Below are 26,358 nucleotides of genomic sequence, written 5' to 3' on the forward strand. Positions count from 1 at the left end.
GCCCCGGCCCGATGGCGCGCGTCGTGCTATGTTGAAACCGTCCGTCCAGCTCCGGCTGGGTCAAAACCTGACCATGACCCCGCAGCTGCAGCAGGCCATTCGCCTGCTGCAGCTCTCGACGCTGGAATTGCAGGCCCAGATCCAGGAGACCCTGGAAATCAATCCCATGCTCGAGGCCGTGGAGGGCACGGAGGCAGATCAGGAGACCGCCAGCGAGGAGCCTCGCGAGCAGGAGCAGGCCGATACCTCCGAGGCAGCAGAAGCAGCGGAGGCCGCCGCCGAGACGGAAGGCAACGCCGAGGGCAGTCAGGAGCAGATCCCCGACGAATTACCGGTGGACAGCAACTGGGACGACATCTACGATGTGCCCCCTTCCAGCGCCGGACAGTCGGATCACGACGGGCGCGACCTTTTCGAGAACCAGACCGGACCCTCGGAAAGCCTGCATGAACACCTCATGTGGCAGGTGCATTTGTCGTCCATGAGTGAGCGTGACCGGGCCATTGCCTTGACCATCATTGATTCCATTAACGAAGACGGCTATCTGGCCGAACCCATCGAACAGATCCACGCAGCCCTGGCCACGGACCGGGAGATGGACCTGGAACTGGACGAGGTGGAAGCCGTGCTGAACATGGTTCAGCACCTGGACCCGGTGGGCGTGGGCGCACGTGACCTGGCCGAATGCCTGGGCCTGCAACTGGCCCAGTTCCCGGAGGACACACCCTGGCTGACCGAGGCCCGCACCCTGGCCCGTGAACACCTGGACGCTCTGGGTGCACGTGATTACAAGGGCGTGCAGCGGCGCCTGGGGCTGGATGATGGCGAGTTGCAGCAGGTGATCGCCCTGATTCAGACACTGAACCCGCGCCCAGGCGGGGTCATCAGCAGCAGTTCGCCCGAATACATCATTCCCGATGTCTTCGTGCGCAAGCGAGAGGGCCGCTGGCAGGTGGAGCTCAACCCGGAAATCGCGCCACGCTTGCGGGTCAACCCCCTGTATGCCAGTTTCGTGCGCCGCGCCGATTCCAGCCAGGACAACACCTACATGCGCAACAGCCTCCAGGAGGCCCGCTGGTTCATCAAGAGCCTGCAAAGCCGCAACGAGACTCTGCTACGGGTGGGCACCGCCATTGTCGAGCACCAGCGTGCCTTCCTGGAATACGGTGACGAGGCCATGAAACCTCTGGTGCTGCGCGATATTGCCGAACAACTGGAGATGCATGAGTCCACCATCTCCCGGGTGACCACCCAGAAATTCATGCATACCCCCCGGGGTATCTACGAATTCAAGTATTTCTTCTCCAGCCATGTGGGCACGGCCGACGGCGGTGAGTGTTCAGCCACCGCGATCCGCGCCATGATCCGCAAGCTGGTTGCCGAAGAGCCCCAGGGCAAGCCCATGAGTGACAGCAAGATCGCCCAGGTCCTGGTGGATCGGGGTATTCATGTGGCACGACGCACCGTGGCCAAGTACCGTGAGGCCATGGCCATTCCGCCATCCAACGAACGCAAGCGGCTCGTCTGAAGCAAACCCACGCAGCCGTCCTGCTCATTACCCATCCCTACCTATTTCCAAGGAGTCATCTCATGCAGATCAACCTCACCGGTCATCACGTCGACCTGACCGACGCCCTGCGCAACTACGTCAACGAGAAGTTCGAGCGCCTGGAGCGGCATTTTGACAACGTCATCGACGTGCACGTGATCCTGACCGTGGAGAAGCTGCAGCAAAAGGCCGAGAGCAACCTGTTGCTCAGCGGTAACAGCATCCATGCCGAGGCCAGCCACACGGACATGTACGCCGCCATCGACGCCCTGGTGGACAAACTGGATCGCCAGGTGGTGAAGCACAAGGAGAAGCTCAAGGACCACCACCGGGCTGAAGGCTCCCACCGCAACCACATCGAGTGAACGCTTCATGAACATCGGTGATCTTCTCGCCCCTGAGCGGGTGCACTGCCAGACGGACGTGAGCAGTAAGAAACGTGCGCTGGAGATGCTGGGCGAGATGCTCTCCAATCATCTGCCCAAGCTCACCCAGGGCGAGATCTTCGACAGCCTGCTGGCCCGGGAGCGCCTGGGCAGCACGGGCCTGGGGCATGGCGTGGCCATCCCCCATGGTCGTCTGGCCGGCGCCAGCGAGGCCTGTGCCGCGCTGCTCAAGCTGGAAAAGGGCGTCGACTACGATGCCCCAGACAGTGAGCCGGTGGACATCCTGTTCGCGCTGGTGGTGCCGGCAGACTGCACAGACGAGCATCTTCAGATCCTCGCGTTGCTGGCCAGGATGTTCTCCGATCCGGAGACGCTGGCCCGGCTGCGCAGCACCTCCGGCCCTTCGGACCTGCTGACTCTGGTGCAGGAATGGGACACCGAAGACACCGGATGACCCCATGACCGACTCGCTCACCGTCAGCAACATCATGGAGGTCATGGAGGAGCGCCTGGGCCTCGTCTGGGTGGCGGGCACCCAGGGGTGTGGCCGGAGCATATCGCACCGTTCCACCCCCCATGGGAGCCCGTCCCTGGTGGGTCACCTGAACATCATCCACCCCAATCAGATCCAGGTACTGGGGAGCGACGAGATGCGCTACCTGTGGTCGCTGCGCAAGAACTCCCAGCGAGACATTCTGGAGCAATTGTGCAGCGGCGCCTCCTCCATGCTGATCGTCACCGATAACCTGGAGCCCCTCCCCGAGCTGCGCACCCTGTCGGAACGCCAGTCGGTACCGCTGCTGCGCACCGCCCTGCCCAGCCATGAACTGATCAATATCCTGCGTTACTTCTTCAGCAACAAGCTGGCGGAAACCACCACCCTGCACGGGGTGTTCATGGAAGTGCTGGGAATCGGGGTGCTGGTGACCGGCGAGAGCGCCGTGGGCAAGAGCGAACTGGCCCTGGAACTCATCAGCCGGGGCCACCGTCTGGTGGCGGACGATGCCCCGGAATTCGCCCGAATCGCCCCGGACATCCTGCGCGGTACCTGCCCGCCGGTGCTGGAGAACTTTCTTGAGGTCAGGGGTTTGGGCGTACTCAATGTGAAGGCCATGTACGGCGACAGCGCCATCAAGAACAGCAAGTACCTGCGCCTGATCATCGACCTCAAGGATCAGGCCAAGGTGCAGGCCGAGGATATCGACCGCCTGCACGGGGTGCGCTTCACCCGGGTGGTGCTGGGGCTGGAAATCCCGGTCATCACCCTACCGGTAGCCCCGGGACGCAACCTGGCCGTCATGGTGGAAGGCGCCATTCGCAATCACCTGCTGCGCCTGCGCGGTTATTATGCCGGCGACGACCTGGCTGCCCGACAGCGCAAGCAGATGCAGAGCGAAAGCCCATGAAACTCATCATCGTCAGTGGCCTGTCCGGCTCCGGCAAGACCGTGGCCCTGCATGCCCTGGAGGATGCAGGCTATTACTGCATCGACAACCTGCACCTGGGCCTGCTCACGGCAGTGGTCGCCCAGCTGCGCAGCCCACGCCTCACCCTGTACGACGAGGCGGCCGTGGGCATCGACGCCCGCAGTGGCATCGAGGAACTGGATCGTTTCGACACCATCGTCGAGGAGATCCGCGCCATGGGGGTGGACCTGCAGGTCATCTTCCTCCAGGCAGAGGAAGAAACCCTGCTGCGGCGCTTCAGCGAAACCCGTCGACGACATCCCCTCACCCGCGACGGCGTGCCCCTGTGGGAGGCCATCCATCTGGAGCGCAAACTGCTCTCCAATATTGCCAACCATGCCGACCTGGCCATCGACACCACCCGCACCAACGTGCATCAGTTGAGCCAGACGATCCGTGAGCGGGTGGAGCAGGCCGCTGACCGGGGCATCTCCCTGCTGATCCAGTCCTTCGGCTTCAAGCATGGTGCGCCAGTGGACTCGGATTTTGTCTTCGATGTACGCTGTCTCCCCAACCCTCACTGGGAACCGCTGCTGCGCGGCCTCACCGGCCGTGACGAGGAAGTGGCCCAATTCCTGGACAATCACCCCATGGTGGAGGAGATGTTTGCCTCGTTACGCGACTTCCTGACCACCTGGATCCCGCGCTTCGAGGGTGAAAACCGCTCATACCTGACCGTATCCATTGGTTGCACTGGCGGGCAGCATCGCTCAGTCTATCTGGCGGAGAGACTGGCGGAACATTTCCGCGGCCTCAGGGGCGAGGCGGTGAGCACCCGTCACCGTGAACTTTCCTGATCCTTGAACCGGGATGCCAGCATGTCCGTCGGACTCATGATCATTACACACAATCACATCGGGGAAGACCTGCTCAGCACGGCGCGTTCCATGATGGGCACCATCCCGCTGGAAACGTACTGCCTGGCGGTCTCCCAGTCCGGTGACCCGGACATCCTCCTGGGCAAGGCCATCGACGCCTATCATCGACTGCACCAGGGGGACGGCGTGCTGGTGCTCACCGACATGTACGGTTCCACCCCCAGCAATATCGCCAACCGTCTCACCCAGCAGCCCAAGGTCCAGGTCATTGCCGGGCTGAACCTGCCCATGCTGGTGCGCGTGCTCAACTACCCCACCCTGCGCCTGCATGAACTGGTCAACAAGGCCATCAGTGGTGGCCATGATGGCATCCTTCTTTGCGAGACCCACAGTTAAATGCCCACGCGGGAAGTCGAGATCATCAACAAGCTGGGCATGCATGCGCGGGCAGCGGCCAAGTTCGTCAACCTGGCCAGCAGTTACTCGGCTGACCTGGAGGTGGAAAAGGGCAACCGCCGCGTGAACGGCAAGAGCATCATGGGCATCATGATGCTGGCTGCCAGCCGCGGCACCACGGTGCGCCTGATCGCCGAGGGGGAGGATGCCAAACAGGCCCTGGATGCCCTGGAGGGCTTGATCGGGGATCGATTCGGAGAGCCGGAGTAGAAAAAAGGGGACAGACACCTTTTCCAAAGGAAAAGGTGTCTGTCCCCTTTTTTCCGTACGCCCCTACACCTCCCTGTAAACCTTAGCCCCCTTCTCCACAAACTCCACTGCCTTGTCCTGCATCCCCTTCTCCAGGGCCTCCTCGGCGGACATGCCCTGCCGCGCCGCATACTCCCGCACATCCTGGGTGATCTTCATGGAACAGAAATGCGGCCCGCACATGGAGCAGAAATGGGCCACCTTGTGGGCCTCCTTGGGCAGGGTCTCATCATGGAATTCACGCGCCCGCTCCGGATCCAGCGAGAGGTTGAACTGGTCCTGCCAGCGGAACTCGAAGCGCGCCTTGGACAGGGCATTGTCCCGCACCTGGGCTCCGGGAAAGCCCTTGGCCAGATCCGCGGCATGGGCAGCGATGCGATAGGTGATGATGCCATCCCGCACATCCTGCTTGTTGGGCAGGCCCAGGTGCTCCTTGGGCGTCACATAACAGAGCATGGCCGTGCCATACCAGCCGATGTTGGCAGCGCCGATGCCGGAGGTGATGTGGTCGTAGGCCGGGGCCACATCCGTGACCAGTGGTCCCAGGGTGTAGAAAGGCGCCTCGAAGCAGTCCACCAACTCCTTTTCCACATTCTCCTTCACCCGGTGCAACGGGACATGCCCCGGACCCTCGATCATCACCTGCACATCATGTTCCCAGGCGATGCGGGTGAGCTCGCCCAGGGTCTCCAGTTCGGCAAATTGGGCGGCATCGTTGGCATCGGCCAGGCTGCCGGGACGCAGTCCATCCCCCAGGGAGAAGGCCACGTCATAGGCCTTCATGATTTCGCAGATGTCCTCGAAATGGGTGTAGAGGAAGTTCTCCTCGTGGTGGGCCAGGCACCACTTGGCCATGATGGAGCCGCCCCGGGAGACGATCCCCGTCAGGCGCTGGGCGGTCAACGGCACATAGCGCAGCAGCACGCCGGCATGAATGGTGAAATAGTCCACACCCTGCTCTGCCTGTTCGATGAGGGTGTCGCGGAACAACTCCCAGGTGAGGTCCTCGGCCTTGCCGTCCACCTTCTCCAGGGCCTGATAGATGGGCACGGTGCCGATGGGCACGGGGCTGTTGCGCAGCACCCACTCCCGGGTCTCATGGATGTTCTTGCCGGTGGACAGGTCCATCAGGGTGTCGCCACCCCAGCGGCAGGACCACACCAGTTTTTCCACCTCCTCGCTGATGCTGGAGGTGAGGGAGGAGTTGCCGATGTTGGTGTTGATCTTCACCCGGAAGTTGCGCCCGATGATCATGGGCTCCAGCTCCGGGTGGTTGATGTTGGCGGGGATGACTGCCCGGCCCGCGGCCACCTCGTCGCGCACGAATTCCGGGGTGATGACCTCAGGGATGTGGGCCCCGAAGGATTCCCCCGGGTGCTGGCGCAACAGGGCCGCGTATCGGGGGTCGGCACGCATTTCCTGCAGGCGGCAGTTCTCGCGGATGGCCACGTACTCCATCTCCGGCGTCACGATCCCCTGGCGGGCATAGTGCATCTGGGTGATGTTGCGCCCTTCACGAGCACGGCGCGGCGCGCGGATATGCTCAAACCGCAAGGACGCCAGCTCCGGATCACCGGCCCGTTCCCGACCAAATTCGGAACTGGGCCCGTCCAGCGGTTCGGTATTGTCCCGCTCCAGAATCCAGGGCTCGCGCAACGCGGGCAGGCCCTTCAACAGATCGATGCGGGCCTCGGGGTCGGTATAGGGGCCGGAGGTGTCATACAGGGTGATGGGAGGGTTGTGCTCGGTACCGGCGGTGGTCTGGGTCTCCGCCAGGGTGACCTCGCGCATGGGGACCTGGATGTCCGGGCGGGAACCGGGCACATGAATCTTGCGGGAGCCCGGGAACGGCTGGGTGATCTCGTCGGACAGACGGGTGGTTTGCTTGACAAAATCCTGGGGGATGGCACTCATGCGATGACCTCAAAGGGGCGGCGGTCACCACGGGGCGCGGTTGCGCGCCTCCGAAGCTTCCCTCCGCCGGTATGATCCGGTTCAGGTTCCAAGGGACTGTCTCAGCCCCCTTCGGGGGCACCCCTAGCTTCAAGCGCTCACGCTAGCCCAGATGCCAGGGCTTGGCAAGCCCGAAGGCCTCCCCGTGCGCCTCAGGTGATGGCCGCCTCCAGACGCTCGCACACCGTTTCCAGCACCGTCACCCGCGCAAAGCGCTTGTCGTTGGCCGACACCAGCGTCCAGGGCGCGTATTCGGTGCTGGTGCGTACCACCATCTCGTTCACCGCGGCATTGTAGCCCTCCCGCTGCTGGCGATTGCGCCAGTCCTCGTCGGTGATCTTGTGTTGCTTGTAAGCGACCTTCTCACGTTCCCGGAAACGCTCCAGTTGCTCTTCTTCCGTGATGTGCAGCCAGAACTTCGCCAGCACGATGTCGTGCTCCACCAACTGCTCCTCGAAGTCGTTGATCTCGTGGTAGGCCCGGCGCCAGCGGTCCTCGGCGGCAAAGCCCTCCACCCGCTCCACGAGCACACGCCCGTACCAGGAACGGTCGAACACCGTCATGCGCCCCCGGGGTGGCACGTAGCGCCAGAAGCGCCACAGATAATGATGGGCACGCTCTTCGTCGGTGGGTGCCGCCACGGCCACCACCCGGTACAGACGGGCGTCGATGCCAGAGGTGAGGCGACGGATGGCTCCGCCCTTGCCAGCGGCATCCCAACCCTCGAAGACGAGCACCATGGCTACGCCCTTGTCCTTGGCCCGCCAGGTCAGGTCGCGCAGCCGCGCCTGGGCACGGGCCAGGCGTTTCCTGTAGTCCGCCTTTTCCAGGGTCTGAGCCATGTCCAGATGGTCCAGCACCGTCACCCGGGCGGAAGGCTCAGGAGGCAGGCTGGGCGCGTGGGAGAGTGAGACGCCCTCATGGGGCGGCCCACCGGCCTGCAGGCGCTCGTTGATGGCATCGAGCAGGGTGCGGCCCACGGTCAGATCCCGGTATCGGGGGTCGGTGGCCTCGATCAGATACCAGGGGGCGAGCCCGCTGTCGGTCTCGCGGATCACCCGCTCCCCGGTCTCCACCAGGCGCTGATAGCGGATGGTCTGATCCTTGCCCTTGGGCAGCCGGTACCAACGGCTGGCGGGGTCCTTGAGGCGCTGCTTGAGCCGGGACTTTTGTTCCGAACGGGTCAGATGGAACCAGAACTTGATGATCAGGGCCCCGTCCACCACCAGCATGCTCTCGAAATCCCGGATGCGGGTGAGGGACTCATGCAGGCTGGCCTCGTCCCATTCATCCTGAATGCGCTGACGAATGGGCCGGGAATACCAGCCGCCAAAGAAGATACCGATACCGCCCCGGCGGGGCATGGACTGCCAGTAACGCCACAGGGGCGGACGCTGCAACTGATCGGAACTCTGCTCCCAGAAGGCATGGGTCTCCACGCCCCGGGTATCCAGCCAGGTGTTGAGACAGTTCACCACCTCGCCACGTCCGACACCGTCCACCCCCTCAACGATGACGATCACCGCCGCGTCGGTTTCCCGCAGACGCCGCTGCGCCTCCAGCAGATCGGCCCGCAGTCGTGGTACTGCCTCCTTGTAGGTCTGCTTGGATACCTTTCTGCCCAACTCCGCTGCTTCGAACATGCCTGACCCCGTCACCGTATGATGCCCGCACCCGATGGGCGCAGGTCTTGCCCCACCCTGCCCAAGACCTTAACCTTCCGATCACGACTCATCACCGGGTGGCGTTCCATCATGGCCGCCCGGCATAACAACCACAAGATGCAGAGACCACCACCATGAACCTCGAACAAGCCCGATTCAATATGGTTGAACAGCAGGTCCGCCCCTGGGACGTGCTGGATCCGCGTGTACTGTCGGTGATGGAACACACCCCTCGGGAGCGTTTTGTGCCCGACAGCCAGCGTATGATGGCCTACGCCGACCTGGAGGTCCCTCTGGGCCATGGCGAATCCATGATGCGCCCCACCGTGGAAGGACGCCTGCTGCAAGCACTGGATATCCAGCCCCGTGACGTCATCCTGGAGGTGGGCACGGGCTCCGGCTATCTCACCGCCTGCCTTGCCCAGTTGGGCAGCCATGTGGAGAGCGTGGACATTCACGAAGACTTCACCCGCACCGCTCAGAGCCCCCTGAAGGATCTGCAACTGCGCAACGTCAACCTGGTCACCGGCGATGCCGCCGAGGGATGGTCCGGTCGCCATGGCCAGTACGACGTGATCGCCGTGACGGCCTCCATGGCACGTTATCGGGAGGACTTCGAGCGTCAGTTGAATCTGGGGGGGCGTCTGTTCGTGGTGGTGGGCGAACCGCCGGCCATGCAGGCCATGCTGGTGATCCGCGTGGGTGAGAACGATTTTTCCCGGCATGGCCTCTTCGAAACCTGCCTGAAACCACTGGTGGGGTTCGAAGAGCCCCCCCGTTTCGTCTTCTGAACCCGCCCCATGCAGAGACTGACGGCAAAGCAGCTTCACGATCATCTGCGGTCGAGCGATGAGCCGCCGCAGCTCATTGACGTGCGCGAACCCTGGGAATACGAGATCGTGCACCTGGAAGGGGCCCAGCTATGCCCCCTGGGGCAACTGGACGAACTGGAGGAGACTCTGGACCCGGACGAAGAAGTGGTACTGATCTGTCATCATGGCATCCGGTCCCTGCAGGTGGCCCACTATCTTGAACACCAGGGCTTCACCCGGGTGATCAATCTGGAGGGCGGCATGGACGCCTGGGCCCGCCAGGTGGACCCGAAGCTGCCCACCTACTGAGAAGTCCGCAAGGTTCCCAATCCGGCCTCCATGAAGATACGATATCAGATGATGCTGATGTTCCCTGTTACCCCCACCCCTTGCGGCTGGAGATGCCCATGATCCGCTTTCGCAAACCGCTGCTGGCCAGCCTGTTTGTTTCACTGACCACGGCGGCGGCACCCTTGTATGCTGCCGATTTGCTGGAGGTTTACCGCACCGCCCAGGACCGGGATGCGGAGTTGCGCGCCGCCGAGGCCGAGTTCCGCGCCGCCCTGCAGGCCCGCCCCCAGGCACGCTCCGCGCTGCTGCCGCAGATCGAGGGCACCCTGGGCTATGCCTACACGGACACCGATGTGGATGGAGATGGGCGGGGCTCCTTCGACTTTCAGACCCGCAGCTTCGAGTTGTCCCTGAACCAGACCATCTACGATCACGCCAACTATGTGGCCCTGCGCCAGGCGGATCTGGGCATCGCCCAGGCCACTGCGGTGCGCGATGCCGCTCGTCAACAACTCATCCTGCGGGTGGCCGAGGCCTATTTCGGTGTGCTCTCGGCCAAGGACAACCTCTCCTTCGCCGAGGCGGAAAAGGAGGCCATCGGCCGACAGCTGGAGCAGGCAGACCGCCGCTTTGAGGTGGGCCTGATCGCCATCACGGACGTGAAGGAGGCCCAGGCCCAGTTCGACCTGTCGGTGGCTGAGGAGATTGCCGCTCAAAATCGGCTGGATCAGGCCCGGGAGGACCTGGCGGTGATCACCGGTGAGTTCTACGAGAGCATGTCGGAACTGTCCGACCGCATGCCCCTGGTGCTCCCCGAGCCCGCAGACAAGAACCTGTGGGTGGAGACGGCCCGGGAGGCCAATCTGAACCTGGTGGCGCAAAGGCTGAGCACCGAAGTGGCGGCCCAGGACATCAAGCGGCAGCGCTCGGGCCACTACCCGACCCTGGGGCTGTCGGCCAGTTATACGGACCAGGAGTTCCATGATCTGCCGAGCTTCGGCAGCGGGGCGCCAGGGGATCCCGGGCCCGGCCAGCAATTCCTGGATCGCCGCGATGCCCAGATCGGCGTGCAGTTGCGGGTACCCATCTACACCGGTGGCCGGGTGAGTTCCCTGACCCGGGAGGCCCGTGAGAACTTTGATGCGTCCCGCGAGCAGCAGGAACTGACAGAACGCCAGACAGTGCAACAGACCCGCAGTGCCTTCCTGTCGGTGAATGCCGGCATCTCCCGCGTGCGGGCGCTGGAACAGGCCCTGGAGTCCACCCGGGCCTCCTTTGAGGCTGCCGAAGCCGGCTTCGAGGTGGGTACCCGTACGGCCGTGGATGTGTTGCTGGAATTGCGCCAGGTCTTCCGGGCAGAGCGGGACTTCTCCGAGGCCCGATACGATTACCTGCTCAACACCCTGCGCCTGAAGCAGGCCGCCGGCACCCTCACCCAGGATGACCTGATGAGCGTGAACACCTGGCTGGATTAAGCTGACTGGATTGAGACTGATGACCGAACTGCTCTGCAACCCTGACCGCAGCCACCTGCTGGTGGTGGACATCCAGGAGAAACTGGCGGTGGCCATGGACGAGGCCGAGCGTGCCGGGGTTTACCACAACGCAGGCCGCCTGGCCCGGGCTGCCGGGATGCTGAACATCCCGGTCACCGTGACGGAGCAGTACCCCCAGGGGATCGGTCACACGGCTGGCGAGGTCCTGGAGCAGTTACCCGAGGCGGCCCGGGTGCTGGACAAGACCACGTTCTCCTGCTGCGGCAACCCGGGCATCATGGATGCCCTCAAGAGCGCCCGACGCCCGCAGGTGATTGTCTGTGGCATGGAGGCCCATGTGTGCGTGTTGCAAACGGCGGTAAGGCTCACCCAGGAGGGTTTCCAGGTGTTCGTGGTGGAGGATGGCATCTGCTCACGCAGCCCCCGCAACCGGGATAACGCCCTGGCCCGCATGGCCCGCGCCGGTGTCACGGTGACCAACGCCGAGTCGGTGATGTTCGAATGGCTGGGCGAGTGCACCCACCCCCACTTCAAGGATCTGCTGAAGCTGATCCGCTGATCGCAACCCCCATCAATCGAAGCCCCCGTGGGAGCGGCCCTTGGCCGCGAATGGGCCTTGGAGCATGCAGGGTGCCTGGGATTTGCATTCGGGGGGAACCTCGGTGGGGCGGCATGCCCTCATTCACTATATAGGCCTCGGTGCCATTGCCTCAGCCCAGTTAAGTACTCGAGCCACCGCTCCGCGATTGGACTCCAGCACCCGTGTCGCCGCGGCACTGAGAGCGTCGCGACCCTTCCCCGAATCAAGCAATCGCACAACGGCCTGCCCCAGTGCATCGGCATCCTCCACCTGGCACACCCCACCCGCGCCGGACAGCGCCGCAAACACCTCGGTGAAATTGAACACCTCAGGCCCCGTCACCACAGGTACGCCATGGGCGGCAGGTTCCAGGGGGTTGTGCCCTCCCGTGGGCACCAGGCTGCCCCCCACAAAGGCCACATCGGCCACGCCGTAGAGCATGAGCAGTTCTCCCATGCTATCCCCCAGCCAGACGGCCTGCGTGCCATCAGGAAGCTGCCCCCTGCTGCGGCGTGCAGGCTCCCATCCGGCCTCGCGGCACAGGCGCGATACATTCTCGAAGCGCTCCGGATGCCGGGGCACCAGGATGAGCAAGGCATCGGGCAGTGCCTGGCGCACGAGGGCATGGGCCTTGAGCACCTGCTCATCCTCGCCGGGATGGGTGCTGGCGGCGATCCACACGGGGCGCGGCCCCACGGTGTCGCGCAGCGCACGCGCCTGATTACTCAGGGAGGCGGGGAGTGTCAGGTCATACTTGATGTTGCCGGTCACCCGGACCCGATCCGGCAACGCCCCCAAGGCCACAAAGCGTTCGGCATCCTCCTGCCCGCGGGCCGCCACGCCGTCCAGCCACCCCAGGGTGCGCTGCACCAGCGGGCGCAGTCGCCGATAGCCGCGAAAGGAGCGGGGAGACAGGCGCGCATTCACCAGCAGGATCGGGATGCCATGGGCGTGACAGGCCCGGTAAAGGTTGGGCCAGAGCTCGGTTTCCATGACCAGCAGCCGGTCCACGGGCATCCGTTTGAGAAACCTCCCCACGGCACCCGGCAGATCGAAGGGCAGATAGCGATGGATCACCTCACTCCCCAGGCGACGCATCACCTCGTCCGCCCCCGTGGGCGTGGTCGTGGTCACCAGCACCGGTTGCTCCGGGTGCCGTTCCCGCCAGGCATGAATCAGCGGCGCGGCCGCCACCACCTCCCCTACAGAGACAGCATGCACCCAGAGATGCGCACGGCCATCAGGTGGCGGCCCGGGATATCCCAGGCGTTCACCCCAGCGCTGCCGATAAGCCGGATTGCGGCGGCTGCGCCAGAGCAGGCGCAGCAGGAAAACGGGCGTGAGCAGATGGATCAGGAGGTTGTAGAGTGCGTGCATCATCAGGCATCTAACCACCCGACCGAATCCGGTCAATCACCCCGGTGGTCGACACCCCATCCATGAACGGCAACACCTCCACCGTGCCGCCCGCCTCCCGCACACAGCCCGCCCCGGCAATCTGATCGGGATGATAATCCCCGCCCTTCACCAGCACATCGGGCCGCACCGCGCAGATCAGGCGCTCTGGCGTGTCTTCACCAAAGGGCACCACCCAGTCCACCGAGGCCAGGCCCGCCAGCACGGCCATGCGGCGCTCCAGGGGGTTCACCGGCCGCTCCGGGCCCTTGAGGCGGGCCACCGAGCCATCATCGTTCACCGCCACGATCAGCCGATCACCGCGCTTGCGCGCCTGCTCCAGGTAGGCCACATGCCCGGCATGGAGGATATCGAAACAACCATTGGTCATGACGATGCGCTCGCCCTGGGCCTTCGCCTCCTCAACGGCCAGCAGAAGATCCGCCTCCGACAACAGGCTGCTCCAGCCCCCGTGATGCCCACGCAACGCGGCCCGCAGTTCAGCGGGCTTCACGTAGCCGGTACCCAGCTTGCCCACCACGATCCCGGCGCCCAGGTTGGCCAGTGCCGCGGCGGCGGCCATGTCCTGCCCCGTGGCCAGGGCGGCGGCCACCAGGGAGATCACCGTATCCCCTGCCCCGGTCACATCAAAGACCTCCCGGGCCCGGGTGGGCAGATGCATGGGATCATGCCCCTCACGGATCAGCAGCATGCCCCGCTCACTCAGGGTGATCAAAAGTCCCGTCAACCCAAGGTTCGCCCGGAGCTGCTCACCGCGCTCCACCAGCAGGTCATCCCTTGGGCAGGCGCCGACCACGGCCTCGAACTCAGCCAGATTGGGGGTGAGCAACGTGGCTCCGCGATAACGCTCGAAGTCCCTTCCCTTGGGGTCCACCAGCACGGGCACGCCCGCCTCACGGGCTAGGGCGATCAGCTGAGGTGCGGATGCCAGGGTTCCCTTGCCGTAATCCGAGAGCACGAGTACCAACACCGAGGCCAGTGCATCGGGCAGGGCATCCAGCAAGGCATGGGTATCCACGTTGTCCAGCGGCTGTTCAAAATCCAGGCGCAGCAGTTGTTGATGCCGGCTCATGACCCGCAGCTTGGTGATGGTGGGGATGGTTGGATCCCGAACGAACGCGCAGGTCACCCCCGCATCGGCCAGCAGTCGGTCCAGCGAGGCGGCTGCATCATCCTGGCCCACCACGCCGGCCAGGTGCGTCTGCACCCCCAGTCGAGCCAGATTCAGGGCCACGTTGGCAGCGCCGCCGGGCCGCTCCTCCACGTCGTTCACGTGCACCACCGGCACCGGGGCCTCCGGTGAGATCCGGGCCGTGGTGCCGGACCAGTAGCGGTCCAGCATCAGGTCACCCACCACCATGACCCGGGCGTGTTCGAAGGAGGGCATTCCAGGTTTCACCAACATTCACCTCGCTTAGCAATCCCGCGCATGATACAAGACCGGTCCACGCTCATGGGGGGGAACACACGCTGGGCGTCGATCCGGATGTGGATGTGGGAGCGGCCCTCGGCCGCGAAGGGGCCGACCCAGGCTCCAGCCCCTTCGTCTGGCACCGGAGTGAACCTTGGTGGGGCGGTGTGCCTGTCTGCGGGACGCCGTGAATACATCCCTGTAGGCTTGATCACCGCATCCATGCGGCGAACACCCGCGCCCAGGCACACCGCCCCGCCAAGGTTCGGATGCTTCTGTGACTTCGTTTTGAGGCCCTTTCGCGGCCAGGGCCGCTCCCACGGAAGGCATGAGCCTGGCGTGATAGAATCCCGGTTTTGCCCACAGCCCATGCCCAAGCGCAAACCCCCTCCCCGACTCCACCATCCCCGCCACTGGCCCATGTGGGTCGGCGTCGGCTTGCTGTGGGTGCTGGTCAAGGCCCTTCCCTGGCGCTGGCTGGTCCGTCTCGGGGAGGGCATCGGCGCCCTGCTCTACCCCCTGGCCCGGGACCGGCGCCGCATCGCCCAGACCAACATCCGCCTGTGCTTTCCCGAACTGGATGCCCCAGCCCAGCGGCGCCTGGTCAAGGACCATTTCCGAGCCATGGGGGCTGCCCTGTTCGAAACGCCCTTCGGCTGGTGGGCCTCGGACAAGCAAATGGCCCCGCTGGAACACATCGAGGGCCTGGAGCACCTGCGGGAGGCGCAGGCGAGGGGCAAGGGCGTGCTGCTGCTTTCGGCCCACTTCACCTCCCTGGAGATCTGCGGGCGTCTGATGCTGAGGCACCAAGCCCTGTCGGCCATGTACCGCCCCAACCAGAACCCGGTGGTGGAACACTTCTTTCGCCGCAATCGGGAGCGCCACTGCACCCGGGCCATTCGTCGTGATCAGGCCAAGGACGTGATTCGTGCCCTGCGTCAGGGCGAAGTAGTGTGGTATGCGCCCGACCAGGCGTTCAAGACCCGCGCCAGTGTGATCGTGCCCTTCTTCGGCCAGCCGGCCGCCACCAACCCGGCCACCTCTCGACTGGCAAAGATCACCGGCGCCCCCGTGGTGCCCTTTTTTGGGTACCGGCTGCCTGGTGGGCAAGGCTACCGCCTGGTAATCCACCCACCTCTGGAGGACTTCCCAGGCGACACCCCGGAGGCCGACGCCATCCGCATCAACCAGGTGATCGAGAGCGCCATCCACGAAGCCCCGGAACAGTATTTCTGGACCCATAGGCGCTTCAAGTACAAGAAACGCTGGGGCATACCGGACCCCTATCGCCTCCCCCCCGGCTGACATCCCCGTGGGAGCGGCCCTGGCCGCGAAAGGGCCTCAAAACGAAGTCACAGAAGCATCCGAACCTTGGCGGGGCGGTGTGCCTGGGAGCGGGTGTTCGCCGCATGGATGCGGCGATCAAGCCTACAGGGAGGTATTCACGGCATCCCGCGGACAGGCACACCGCCCCGCCAAGGTTCACTCCGCTGCCAAACGAAGGGGCGGAAACCCGGGTTGGCCTTTTCGCGGCCTTCGTGGCCAGGGCAGTTCCCACAGGCCGCCTGGCGGATGCTGGCCGGGCAGTGGACCATGGTCACTGGATGGGGCGACTCACGCCGCACGCCCCATCCAGCGCACCGGCCCAGAGCATCACGGCAAAATCAAAGGGCTCGCCGTTCCACGCCTCCAGCGAAATCACCTGAACGTCCTCCCGCACTTCACTGACATCAAGCCCCAGATAGGTCTCAAGCCAGACTTCCAGGCGCGGACTCAACTCAGCCCCGCGACTGGCCTCCCAGGCCACCATCAAATCCCCGCCCTCCAGGCACTGCAGACGCCCCGTGGCCACGCTGGGCGAGATCACCTGGCTTTCCGGGAAATGCACCCGCAGATTACCGGCCACGAACGTTCCATCGGAGACAATGATTCCCCGCCGGAAGCCTCGGCTGGCCACCTCCTCGGCCAAGGCATCGAAGGGATGCACATGCCGCTGCCGATCCTCCAGAAAGGCCCAGTCGTTGACCCGCCAGGCCATGACCAGCAGCACCAGCACTGGCACCACCAGACAAGTCGTGAGATAGGCCCGCACCCTCGCCGGCGTGAGACTCGCCGCATCCATCATGGCGAACACATACACGGGGAAGACCCACAGCATGGGCAGCATCCAGCGATCCTTGAAGTGCGTGGCCCCCACCAGCACCATGAGCACCAGCAGAGCCAGCACCGCCAGCAGATAGCGCTGTATCGGAAACGGGCCCACCGGGGCCTGCCAGCGGGTCAAGGCGCGGACCAGGTCCCGCCGGAAGATCAACCCCATCACGATCCACAGTGGCGTCAAAAAGGCGATCACCGCCAGCAGCAATTCCCCCAGCCCGGCCAGAGGCCAGATGCCCTCACCAAAATCCATCTTCTCAAAGCCACGCCCGGCCACATCGCGGCTTCGCACCAGCCAGTAAAGGTGCGGACCGATCACCGCCAGCGCGGCCAGACCACTGAGCAGGATGCGCCCATCCAGCAGCAGTGCCCGCCCCCTGGGCAGGGTCAGCAGGACGAGACCGGCCGCCGCCGCAAAGACCAGGAAGTTGTATTTAGAGAGCACCCCCAGCCCGAAGACCAGGCCCACCAGCAGGTAATGGAGCAGCGTGGGCCGATCCAGCCAGCGCAACATCACGTACAGGCTTGCCGCGGCCATGAAGGTGGCCATCACCGAGTGAGTCAGATCCCGCTGTGACTCCCAGACGATCTGGGGAATCAGCAGCAGCGACAGGGTGGCCAGCACAGCGAGGCGGACATCCCCCAGCAGGCGCCGTGCTGACAGATAGACGAAGAGATACGTCAGGAAAAGCAGCGTGTTCTTCACCAGAGCCAGGGACAGAGTGTTCGCCCCCAGCACCTGGAACGCCATGGACTGCAGCCAGGCATACAACGGCGGCTGACCCGAATAGCCGGCGGCCCACCATTGGGTGACCACCATCAGCTCGGCCTCATCCAGCTCCAGCACCGATGAGCCGGTGGAGCGGATGATGACGTGCAGCAGAAAATAGGCGGCCAGCCCAAGCAACAGCCAGGGGCCCCAGGCGTGGTGAGTGTTGTTCATGCGAGTATCTTTTTCTGAAGCGGCTGGACGGGGCGCGACCCGTCAGGACCGATATGTTATCCGATGACGTCCCGATACACCGCCAGGTTGCCCTCCACCATGGCATCCAGGGAAAACCGCTGGCACACCCGTTCCCGCGCCGCACGCCCCAGCCGCAGGCGCAGATCGGGGTCATCCAGCAGGCGCAGCACCGCCTCGGCCAGGGCGGGCACGTCCCCCGGCGGCACCAGCAGGCCGGCATCATCGCCCAGGATCTCCGGCACCCCGCCGGCCCGGGCGCCCACCATGGGCACACCGGCCGCCCCTGCCTGAAGCAGTGACACCCCCAGCCCTTCCATCTCCACCGGGTGCACCACCAGATCCAGACAGGGCAAAATACGGGGCAAATCATCACGAAAACCTGCCAGCAGGACATGCCCCTCCAACCCATGCCGCGACACCTGCTCACGGATCTCGTCCTCCAGCGGACCCTGCCCGAAGAACACGAACCGCACCTGGGGATGGGCCTCGATGATGCATGGGGCCGCCTCAAGCAGATAACGATGCCCCTTGCGAGGGATCAACTGGGCAATCACCCCGACCACCGTCTCATCGCCGGAGAAACCAAAGGCCTCGCGCAGCACCGTCCCATCACAGTCCCGGCTGTACGCTGCCACATCCACGGCGCTGGGAACGCAGACCACCTGATCCGCCGGCACCCCTTCCGCCAGCAGGACCTCACGAATTGCCTGGGAGATGGTGATCACCCGGTGAAATAGACGATATTTGAGTCGCGCCACCCAGGCACGCTCGGGGTTATCCACGCGTCGGGACACCACGGCAGGCACCCCGCACAAGCGGGCCGCCACACCGCCGAATATATCCGCACCCCGGCGACTGTGCAGATGCACCAGATCAGGCTGCTCACGCTGGATCACGCGACGCAGGCGCCACACGAACCCCACATCCAGATCGCCCCCCATGGGCAACTCGCACACCGCATCGCAGAATGGACCCGCCGCCTCGGCAATGGCGGCGCCACGGGGGCAGACCAGCACGTTGCGCACCCCGCGACGGCTCAACCCCTCGATGAGATAACGCACCTGCAGGGCACCCCCGTACAGATGGCGCCCCGCCTCCACGTGCAGGACGGTCAGGCTCACGGATTCGTCTCTCCGACCGGCAGCAGCTTTTCAACCTCCCCCAATACTTCCTCGACGGTCATGTCGGTGAGGCAGTCGAATCGTCCATCGCAGGTGGGGTTGCGCTTGCAGGGGGCACAGGGCAGGTCATGGTAGATCACCACGGTGTTGTCCCGCCCCGTATCCAGATAGGGACAGGTGGACCCGAACAGGGCCACCGTGGGGATATTGAAGGCCGGCCCCATGTGGGTGAGACCGGTGTCGACGCCCACCAGCAGACGGGCACCGGCGATGACGGCGGCCGCCTCGGTCAGCGAGGTCTCCCCCACCCGATTGTCCACTGCCTCACCCGCCTGTTCAGCAATGCGATCGGCGGCTGCACGGTCACCGGGGCCACCCAGCAGGATCAGCCGCATGCCATACCGCTCCCGAAGGCGTGGTGCCAGTGTCCCCCAGTAGGCCTCCACCCAGTGTTTTTGCGGGCGGGTGGTGAAGGGGCAGGCCACCAGATAACCCTGGGGATGATCCCCCGCCACGGTCTCAGCCACTCGGCGGTCACCTTCGGATAGCCCTACCTGCATCCGGAAATCACCAACATCGAGGCCCAATGCCTCGGCCAGGTGACGATATTCGGAGCCGATGAGCCTGATATCCCCCCCGCGAGGAACCACCCGCGTCATCAGCAGATGACTGCCCTCCCGGGAGCCCAGCCCCACCCGTTCGCGAGCCCCGGATAACCAGGTCAGCAGGCCGCTCTTGAGCAGGCCCTGGAGATCCAGGGCCAGATCGTAGCGTTCGTGACGGAGTTCGCGGACAAAACGAACGATGTCACGCCCCAGACGCAGCCATTGAAAGCCTTTCAACCAAGCGAGCCACTGAGCCTTGGGCCAGACCACCACCCGGTCCACGAGGGGATGACCCACAACCACCGGCGCTGCCCCAGGCTCAATAACCCAGGTGATGCGCGCGTCGGGCCATCGCCCCCGGATTGCCCCAGGGAGGGGTGAGGCCATGACCGCATCCCCAATGGCCGAAAGCCGGACAAGAAGGACTGATCGCATTACTGGTTCTTCGGGGCGGATTCGTCAGCCCATTGTGCACCATACTTTGATGATTCCCTGCATAACTTAGCGAGTTCGTGCACCAGCAACTCCGCATTTTCCTCGACCGGTGACCGCCCATCCAGGGTGATGACTCGAGTTCCGGAGTGTCGCTTCAACCATTCGATGATCCATTGTATGACGGCATACTGGTCCTGATAAAGGCGCGTAATCCGATCCCTGTCCCATTGCATGTACGGTCTCCTGGAACTGGTTTTGGCACGGACAAAACAGCGTTCCGCCGCCACCTCCGGTGGCGTGTCAACAAACACATGCACTTCGGACAGGTCAGGCTTGATCACTTCAAGCACCGCTTCCACACCCGCACGATCAGGCTTATCTTCCTCCCGCATCAAATAGAGCTTTTGAATCAAGCCCTGATCATAAATGACCATATCCTGCTCACGAAGCCTATCGCGGGCACGCCGAAATACCAGTATCTTGTTCAGCACTCCAAGCATCCGCCGCATCTCTCGGGGTTGCCCACGAGTCACCACGCCTACCAATGACTGATACGCTACAATAATCGTCCGTCCAGCGTCCCTCATACCGTGCTGTAGCTTACCGTCCTTCGCATAAAAAAAAGTTGACCAATCATGACGATCCCTGAATTGCCCTACGGCCATCTTGGCAATCGTTGTCTTGCCGGCCCCCGGGAAACCCACGCACTCCAGCAGAACTGGCTTGGATTTCCTCTGCTCATCTTGTGAAGGCTTCCAACCCATCTTGGCATCTCTGGATTCGGTAATCATGAACAGATCACATGGGTCAGTGAACGGTGCTGTGAGAGGTCAGACGCCGCGATAAAAAGCTGGCTATAATTACGCCAAGGATAGGAGCATACAACTGCTCGACACCGAACTTCTCAAAGAACTCTTCCGTCATCCCCCAAAACATCAAAATAGCCACGAACCCAAGAACGAATATGCCAAGCACCCGCTGCGCAGACCCAAGACGCAGATTCCTAGATGCTTCCAGGGTGGCGAGCCCAATCACAATCATGATCGGCAGATAACCAATAATTCCGAACCGGAACAACGCACCTAAATGGGAGTTATGAAGATTACTGATCCGCCCGGTCATTTGTGGTGGGACATCCGGGTCGATGTTATGCCAGCCACCGTGATAATCACCAATCGCGCCCATTCCCGCGGGGCCGTATCCAATCAGCCATCGTGATTTGACCTGCTCGAATCCATAGACCATATAGGCAAAGCGTATAGTAAAGGAACTTCTATCCATCTCCTCGAGATGCTTCCCTTGCGCCAGAGCAGCCACGGTATCTGACTCTTGACTCCAGCGAGCCTCCACTACTCCCCATGAGGTGTAAAAAGCTGCACCGGCAAAGATCACCATGAACAACAACCCAAGGACTGACTCTTTCCACCAGAGCGGCAGTTCCTTGCGATACACCCAACACATGAATACCAAAACCACTATGCACCCGATCACAAACGAAACCCAACTGCCCCGGCTCTTGGGGGCAACCAGAACCACTGTAGCAACTGCCAATAGAAAAACGCTCGCGATAACGGCAAGCAATGCGAAAACCTGATGACGAGACCTTTGCCTTAAAGCCCAGAATGTGGACCAGACCACCAGAACCAGAACCCCTAACGCAAACACAGGGCTGATTAAGGTTAATGAGCCATAGCCAATTTCAAAAAAAAATCTAGAATTACCTTGCATGGCGTTAAGCAGAGGCTCCAGAGATGTATTGAGAGACAGAAAAACAAGAAAGCCCAATATCCAGGCTATCAAAACACCGAGCCCATGCCTAATCCAGTCACCTGTTGCCACCAGCAACACGCCGAAAAGCATGATGATAAATGGACCACTCTTGATCCATTGTTTAACACCATACCAATGAGACTCAGCGATTGACGGGCTTTCTATCCAAGCAGCATACCCGCCACGCACTAGCACATAGCTGCAATAGAACACCACACACCAAAACAGCAGCGAGCGACCAAAATAGCTCCAGTGCCGTTTCACGAAAATAATCGCTATCACCAGCATGAGAGCCCAAGCCAATTGTGACAGGCTGTGGGTTATCGGAGCAGTAAAACAAGCTGCATACACAGCGCCTATCGCCCAACGCTGGAGGCGCACCGACTGGACTCTTAAGCCTACTTGACCAACACTATCCCTGCCCCCCGCCACTTGTGGCAAAGCTCCGAGATATTCAATACTCTGCATTAATTTATGACCTGAAAAATTGGCGACCAATTAGCGGATCGATGCGTGAGGGGTATCAAACCCCATTACCGTGGCATAGCATTGCGCACTTTCGCAGACGCGATACGGGGCTACAGACGCACGCAACTCATGAGATGGCGGATGCCCCCCCTCAAGTATACCCTCGACAGCATTGGCCAATGCATCGTCATCGCCTACGGGTACCAACGTGCCCAGGCGCCCACCATCCAGAACCTCACGCGGCCCACTTGGACAGTCTGTGCTAACAACTGGCACTCCGAGTGAGAGCGCCTCCACCAGCACGATACCCATGCCCTCCCATCGGGCCGAGTGCGCCAGCAAGGAAGCCCCTTTAATATATGGATAGGGGTTCTCCAAAAACCCGGGAAGCCGGAAATCATCCGCCACACCGAGCGACGCCGCAAGTTGCAGCAGTTGCTCCCTCTCCCTCCCATCGCCCAGCACCACCAATCGACAGGGCCGCTTGGACCTGACTCGTGCAAACGCTCGCACCAAGGTTGCGAAGTCCTTCCTAGCTGACAGTTCACCGACACCCACAATCACCGGAATATCGTTATTGATCGCCCCCACCCCCCAAAGCACGGGTATGGGCACCTCTGCCAGTGAGTCCAGGTCAGGCCTCACCACGGGACTGGGTACAACGTGTATCTTTCTTGGCTCTGACACCCATTGCGCCAAGTCACTGGCGACCCCTTGGGATGGCACGATAATGCCCTCTGCATAACGATAAAGCCGCGAAATGGACTGAACCTGAAGCCATCGCTCCAACCGGCCACGCTTCCGAAGATTGACTGACACGGTGGTACCGAGCCTGACGAAGTGGCGTACGGGCACGCCGGCCACCCTGGCGGCCAAGATGGCCACCCGATTGACCTTATCCTTATCGGACAGCATGACATCAGGACGAGCCTGGCGCAGATACCGCACCAGGCAAGGAAGAGCAGTATTCACGTGTGATGCAGGCAATTCGACAATGCGTACGCCTTCCGTGGCTTCCATGTAAGGTCCATGCTGTCGAATTCGCAGGAGATCTACTGAAACCCCGCGAGCAGCAAGCGCTGGCAACAGGTTCCCCAAAATCCGGTCCACACCACTATGGCCCGAGGTGGCGGCAAAAACAGCAAGACGATTCAAATCAACCCCATGACCTGAAGATAACGAGAGGCTGCCGCCGAACCAAAACGCTCCATGGTCTGGCGGTCGAACTCCTTAGCGCCACCGTCGAGCGCCCGTTCCAGCGCGTTCGCCATAGCAGCCAAGTCCCCCACAGCAACCAACTCGCCGTGACGCCCACCCTCGAGGATCTCCTTCGGACCGCTGGGGCAATCAGTGCTGACCACCCTGGCACCCGCCGCCAGGGCCTCAATCACCACGTTCCCCAGACCTTCGTAACGGGAAGACAGTGCAAAGACACCGCATCGGGCCATATAGGGTATGGGATCCGAGACATAACCGGGTAACGATAAATCGCCGGAAACGCCCTGCTCGTCGGCCAAGGCCTCCAGCGCCCCCCTCTCGTCCCCCTCGCCCAGCAACACCAACCGACAGGATCGCCGCGACCTGAGTATGGCGAAGGCGCGAATCAGGTCGTCAAACCCCTTTTGGCGGCACAACCTGCCCACACCCAGCACGACTTTCTTGCCCTGGTCACCCTGAAACCAGGGATGCTCCACATCTCGAGCAGCCCGGCCGGGGATGTCTACGGTACTCATGGGATTGTATATGACATGCACAAGCCCCCGAGGCACACCGAAATTCGACACCAGATCCTCGGCAACGCCACCGGAAACCGCGATGACGCCACTAGCCCTGGGATATAGCCACTTGATCAGGCGTCGTCTTCCAGGTCGACGAACCGCCTCGCTAAGCGTGTTGGTCGCCTTCACGAAGACCGGCACATTCAGTCGGCCCAGCAAGCTGGCCAGCATCACGGCCTCGGCTGAATGGGCGTCCACGGTAATTACGGCAGCAGGCCGCTCACTGCGCAGGTATTGGATGATCCGAGGCACCGCATGCCACTTGCCGCGGGTCCGCAAATCCACGGCCCGCGCTTCTGCGGGCAGACGCTCAGGATATGGGGTAGCCCCCCCCCTGAGCAGCACGAATGTAGGGATGACGCCATGCCCCACAAACGCATTGGCCAGTACAGCCACGGTGCTCTCGATCCCGCCCCAGGCCTTGAAAGCACCGAAGATGGCCACTGATCTCGTTTGTTTCACGAAAGATTCACCTGCAATGGGCATGACGTGGAAAATCCGCTAGTGTACCAGCCGCACCGACAGGCCCCAACTCCAGCCCACTCCAAGTCACGCCATCAAGTACCCAGGGAATCTCATGCGGACGTCTTCGACATCCAGAAGAAAGCGAACCAGCCTGCGACTATCGCTGGAACAGCGACTACTCGAGCGGCGGCTAGCGCCATTCGTTACGCCCAGCCTTCCAGCTTCCTGGGATGAGCTATTGACCCGTGAAGTCTGCCCATTACTGGGCCATGCATTCGATTCCTGCATAGTGTCTTCCCGCCCCCCAGGCATGACCAGGGCGACTCCTTTCAGAGAGCGCGCTCATCTACGCTTCCTGACACCCCAAGCGGCGCCCGAGAACACGTACGTCATTCGTGCAAGAACCGCCTGGCGTTTCGCCCCCAAAGAGCGTGTGAGACACACGGGCGTTGCTTCATCGGCCCGGGCCAGCCTGCTTCTGCAACACCTGGGCATGCCCACACCTCCGTTGATCTGGGTGCGTGAGTGGCAGTCACACCTGGGTTTAAAGACCCATTTCATATCTGTGGAAAAATACATGCAGGGCGAGGCGATCAACGTGGCCAACCCCACGCACACGCGCGCCCTCATACGATGCATCAGCCAGATGCACGCAAACACATCCGACAAATATGGATTACCCGGAAAAACACATAATCCTTCTGCTGCCTTCATGGAGAATCACCTTCGGTACGTCTTTCTGCGCCGCATCAGCAGGGCAAATAAAGAGCCTGATATTACGCTAAAAAACACAGGGATCACCGCGCTTTGGAACCTGCTCCTGGGGCATGCCAGGGCCGCGTACCGCTCTATTCCCTATACCCGCCTGATCCACGGCGACATCAATCCTGGCAACTTTATCTTACTAGACAAGAATGAGGTCGCCGTGCTGGATTTTGACAGTCTGCGTTATGACCAATTCTCACCCGAACTGATTCGTGCGATGCTGCAATCATCCGGCAACCCTGAATCGGCAAAAGCCAACTGGCAGCATTATTTCCAGCATTCGGGAGTACTGAGCTGGCATGACTTCAAAAGAAGCGCCGGCCTGGCCTTCACCCTCAATCTGCTCTCCACCCCCAGACTCATCAAGAACCCCAATGACTCCATAAAGATCATCAGCACACTCACAGACTTGCTTGGCAACGAACCCGACGAAACGGAGTGGACTGACATCATGCGCATCTACCGCTACACTGATGCTTCCTGATTCCATCATTTCAGGATACTCGGGATAACGGAAAGCAGGCCCCGCGCAGCTAATGGAGACCGCCGCATAACGGGAAAACCTTAAACGTCAGCGAGGCCTGCAGGCATCACACATCGCGATGATACCCAAACTCAACAAAATCCTGCCGGTACAATTCGTACACCCTCCCCTTCAGGGAGGATGTGTAGTATTTTTCAATCAGACCACCCGCCCGACGACGCCCAGCTTCCCGATTCCGGGCCCCGTGAAAGGCCCCCTCACCAAAGATCCGATTAACGACATACTCAAGCCCCTGATCCAGGTCTTCCACATAACCACAATAGTCGAGACGATGGGGTCGAACCGGCAGGACCGAGCATTGCGGTGCCCAATGCAGGTTATCATACAACCCGCCTTGCTCGAGATAGGTCACGAACTGCTCAAATGACACACTGCCCTCATCTGCCCCCCCTGCATGAAACTGCGCCGGATCTTTCGTCAAAACCTTGTCCAGATAGGCCGACAGCAGGCGGGCATAGGGGTCTCTGACAAAGGTAAAAAGAAAATAACGTTCCTGAAGTGAATCCAGAGAAGTGGCTTCCGCACTCAACAACCGACCAAAGGCCCGCTTGGCTGCACGGGCCTTGGGGTCGGGGGCCAGCAACGTAATGTCCGGATCATAGGTCGCCAGGGTGTTCACCACGGTGGAATTGGCGCACTTGGGAAGCCGGAAGTAACAATACTTACGGTCATTGGAGACCACGGCACGCGCGACGACGCCACCCAGATCCACGCGTGGATCCGTCTCTGCGGCCAGGGG

25 protein-coding genes and 1 riboswitch are annotated in these 26,358 nt (G+C 62.3%); of the genes, 13 read left to right on the plus strand and 12 right to left on the minus strand.

Going from position 1 to position 26,358, the window contains the following annotated elements; translation table 11 throughout:
* Positions 1-28 precede the first annotated feature (28 nt).
* The 7 genes from ECTOBSL9_RS02235 to ECTOBSL9_RS02265 all read left to right on the plus strand — a co-directional run bounded on the left by ECTOBSL9_RS02235 (position 29) and on the right by ECTOBSL9_RS02265 (position 4,885).
* Positions 29-1,528, plus strand: coding sequence for an RNA polymerase factor sigma-54 (locus ECTOBSL9_RS02235; protein ID WP_240481027.1), 1,500 nt, complete (start codon positions 29-31; stop codon positions 1,526-1,528).
* 62 nt (positions 1,529-1,590) lie between these two features.
* Positions 1,591-1,914: a ribosome hibernation-promoting factor, HPF/YfiA family gene (gene hpf, locus ECTOBSL9_RS02240; protein ID WP_063463691.1), complete on the plus strand. Its 324-nt coding sequence runs from the start codon at positions 1,591-1,593 to the stop codon at positions 1,912-1,914.
* Positions 1,915-1,921: 7 nt separating this feature from the next.
* The gene (locus ECTOBSL9_RS02245; protein WP_063463692.1) at positions 1,922-2,389 is read left to right on the plus strand and encodes a PTS sugar transporter subunit IIA; all 468 of its coding nucleotides are present in this window, start codon (positions 1,922-1,924) and stop codon (positions 2,387-2,389) included.
* A gap of 4 nt (positions 2,390-2,393) precedes the next feature.
* Positions 2,394-3,341 (plus strand): HPr(Ser) kinase/phosphatase, encoded by a 948-nt coding sequence (gene hprK / locus ECTOBSL9_RS02250; RefSeq protein WP_063463693.1) that lies wholly within the window; start codon positions 2,394-2,396, stop codon positions 3,339-3,341.
* On the plus strand, positions 3,338-4,198 hold the full coding sequence (rapZ, locus tag ECTOBSL9_RS02255) for an RNase adapter RapZ (protein WP_063463694.1): 861 nt from the start codon (positions 3,338-3,340) through the stop codon (positions 4,196-4,198). The genes hprK and rapZ overlap by 4 nt, the downstream gene beginning before the upstream one ends.
* A gap of 21 nt (positions 4,199-4,219) precedes the next feature.
* Positions 4,220-4,615, plus strand: a complete 396-nt coding sequence (locus tag ECTOBSL9_RS02260; protein WP_063465955.1) for a PTS sugar transporter subunit IIA — start codon at positions 4,220-4,222, stop codon at positions 4,613-4,615.
* Positions 4,616-4,885, plus strand: coding sequence for an HPr family phosphocarrier protein (locus ECTOBSL9_RS02265; RefSeq protein WP_063463695.1), 270 nt, complete (start codon positions 4,616-4,618; stop codon positions 4,883-4,885). It begins immediately after the preceding gene.
* A gap of 63 nt (positions 4,886-4,948) precedes the next feature.
* Here ECTOBSL9_RS02265 and thiC read toward each other — a convergent pair whose 3' ends face one another.
* Positions 4,949-6,838, minus strand: a complete 1,890-nt coding sequence (thiC, locus tag ECTOBSL9_RS02270) for a phosphomethylpyrimidine synthase ThiC (protein ID WP_063463696.1) — start codon at positions 6,836-6,838, stop codon at positions 4,949-4,951.
* Between the two features lie 41 nt (positions 6,839-6,879).
* A riboswitch (TPP riboswitch) is annotated at positions 6,880-6,973 on the minus strand.
* 56 nt (positions 6,974-7,029) lie between these two features.
* On the minus strand, positions 7,030-8,520 hold the full coding sequence (gene pap, locus ECTOBSL9_RS02275; protein ID WP_063463697.1) for a polyphosphate:AMP phosphotransferase: 1,491 nt from the start codon (positions 8,518-8,520) through the stop codon (positions 7,030-7,032).
* Between the two features lie 155 nt (positions 8,521-8,675).
* On the opposite strand from pap, the gene ECTOBSL9_RS02280 reads away from it, so the two are divergent.
* The 4 genes from ECTOBSL9_RS02280 (at position 8,676) to ECTOBSL9_RS02295 (ending at position 11,699) form a co-directional block, all read left to right on the plus strand.
* Positions 8,676-9,332 (plus strand): protein-L-isoaspartate O-methyltransferase, encoded by a 657-nt coding sequence (locus ECTOBSL9_RS02280; RefSeq protein WP_063463698.1) that lies wholly within the window; start codon positions 8,676-8,678, stop codon positions 9,330-9,332.
* A 9-nt stretch (positions 9,333-9,341) separates the two neighbouring features.
* Positions 9,342-9,662 carry a rhodanese-like domain-containing protein gene (locus ECTOBSL9_RS02285; RefSeq protein WP_063463699.1) on the plus strand — a complete coding sequence of 107 codons (321 nt, stop codon included), beginning with the start codon at positions 9,342-9,344 and terminating at the stop codon, positions 9,660-9,662.
* 98 nt (positions 9,663-9,760) lie between these two features.
* A complete protein-coding gene (locus tag ECTOBSL9_RS02290) occupies positions 9,761-11,119 on the plus strand; it encodes a TolC family outer membrane protein (RefSeq protein WP_156500016.1) in 1,359 nt (452 codons plus the stop codon).
* 19 nt (positions 11,120-11,138) lie between these two features.
* On the plus strand, positions 11,139-11,699 hold the full coding sequence (locus ECTOBSL9_RS02295; RefSeq protein ID WP_063463700.1) for a hydrolase: 561 nt from the start codon (positions 11,139-11,141) through the stop codon (positions 11,697-11,699).
* Between the two features lie 126 nt (positions 11,700-11,825).
* On the opposite strand, the gene waaA is transcribed toward ECTOBSL9_RS02295, so the two are convergent.
* Together waaA and hldE are read right to left on the minus strand one after the other, a co-directional pair.
* The gene (waaA, locus tag ECTOBSL9_RS02300; protein ID WP_063463701.1) at positions 11,826-13,100 is read right to left on the minus strand and encodes a lipid IV(A) 3-deoxy-D-manno-octulosonic acid transferase; all 1,275 of its coding nucleotides are present in this window, start codon (positions 13,098-13,100) and stop codon (positions 11,826-11,828) included.
* A 7-nt stretch (positions 13,101-13,107) separates the two neighbouring features.
* Positions 13,108-14,523, minus strand: a complete 1,416-nt coding sequence (gene hldE / locus ECTOBSL9_RS02305; protein WP_240481028.1) for a bifunctional D-glycero-beta-D-manno-heptose-7-phosphate kinase/D-glycero-beta-D-manno-heptose 1-phosphate adenylyltransferase HldE — start codon at positions 14,521-14,523, stop codon at positions 13,108-13,110.
* Positions 14,524-14,916: 393 nt separating this feature from the next.
* Here hldE and lpxL point away from each other — a divergent pair, with 393 nt between their 5' ends.
* Positions 14,917-15,852: an LpxL/LpxP family Kdo(2)-lipid IV(A) lauroyl/palmitoleoyl acyltransferase gene (gene lpxL / locus ECTOBSL9_RS02310; RefSeq protein WP_063463702.1), complete on the plus strand. Its 936-nt coding sequence runs from the start codon at positions 14,917-14,919 to the stop codon at positions 15,850-15,852.
* 292 nt (positions 15,853-16,144) lie between these two features.
* Here lpxL and ECTOBSL9_RS02315 read toward each other — a convergent pair whose 3' ends face one another.
* The 7 genes from ECTOBSL9_RS02315 to ECTOBSL9_RS02345 are packed head-to-tail and all read right to left on the minus strand — an operon-like array spanning position 16,145 to position 24,307.
* Positions 16,145-17,647 (minus strand): glycosyltransferase family 39 protein, encoded by a 1,503-nt coding sequence (locus tag ECTOBSL9_RS02315; protein ID WP_063463703.1) that lies wholly within the window; start codon positions 17,645-17,647, stop codon positions 16,145-16,147.
* Positions 17,648-17,703: 56 nt separating this feature from the next.
* Positions 17,704-18,783 carry a glycosyltransferase gene (locus ECTOBSL9_RS02320; protein WP_063465958.1) on the minus strand — a complete coding sequence of 360 codons (1,080 nt, stop codon included), beginning with the start codon at positions 18,781-18,783 and terminating at the stop codon, positions 17,704-17,706.
* Positions 18,784-18,785: 2 nt separating this feature from the next.
* On the minus strand, positions 18,786-19,781 hold the full coding sequence (locus ECTOBSL9_RS02325; RefSeq protein ID WP_240481029.1) for a glycosyltransferase family 9 protein: 996 nt from the start codon (positions 19,779-19,781) through the stop codon (positions 18,786-18,788).
* A gap of 47 nt (positions 19,782-19,828) precedes the next feature.
* Positions 19,829-20,620: an AAA family ATPase gene (locus tag ECTOBSL9_RS02330; protein WP_063463705.1), complete on the minus strand. Its 792-nt coding sequence runs from the start codon at positions 20,618-20,620 to the stop codon at positions 19,829-19,831.
* A gap of 16 nt (positions 20,621-20,636) precedes the next feature.
* Entirely contained in the window at positions 20,637-22,097 is a 1,461-nt protein-coding gene (locus ECTOBSL9_RS02335; protein WP_156500017.1) for an O-antigen ligase, read from the minus strand.
* Entirely contained in the window at positions 22,098-23,222 is a 1,125-nt protein-coding gene (locus ECTOBSL9_RS02340; protein WP_063463707.1) for a glycosyltransferase, read from the minus strand.
* Complete coding sequence (locus ECTOBSL9_RS02345; RefSeq protein WP_240481030.1) at positions 23,219-24,307, minus strand: glycosyltransferase; 1,089 nt, start codon at positions 24,305-24,307, stop codon at positions 23,219-23,221. Before ECTOBSL9_RS02345 ends, ECTOBSL9_RS02340 begins: the two co-directional genes overlap by 4 nt.
* Before the next feature lie 313 nt (positions 24,308-24,620).
* Between ECTOBSL9_RS02345 and ECTOBSL9_RS16330 the strand changes: the two genes are divergently transcribed.
* Positions 24,621-25,559, plus strand: a complete 939-nt coding sequence (locus tag ECTOBSL9_RS16330) for an aminoglycoside phosphotransferase family protein (RefSeq protein ID WP_240481100.1) — start codon at positions 24,621-24,623, stop codon at positions 25,557-25,559.
* Between the two features lie 106 nt (positions 25,560-25,665).
* Here ECTOBSL9_RS16330 and ECTOBSL9_RS02355 read toward each other — a convergent pair whose 3' ends face one another.
* Positions 25,666-26,331, minus strand: coding sequence for a sulfotransferase family protein (locus tag ECTOBSL9_RS02355; protein WP_168161522.1), 666 nt, complete (start codon positions 26,329-26,331; stop codon positions 25,666-25,668).
* Positions 26,332-26,358 lie beyond the last annotated feature (27 nt).

This window comes from Ectothiorhodospira sp. BSL-9 (assembly GCF_001632845.1).
Lineage (GTDB): Bacteria > Pseudomonadota > Gammaproteobacteria > Ectothiorhodospirales > Ectothiorhodospiraceae > Ectothiorhodospira.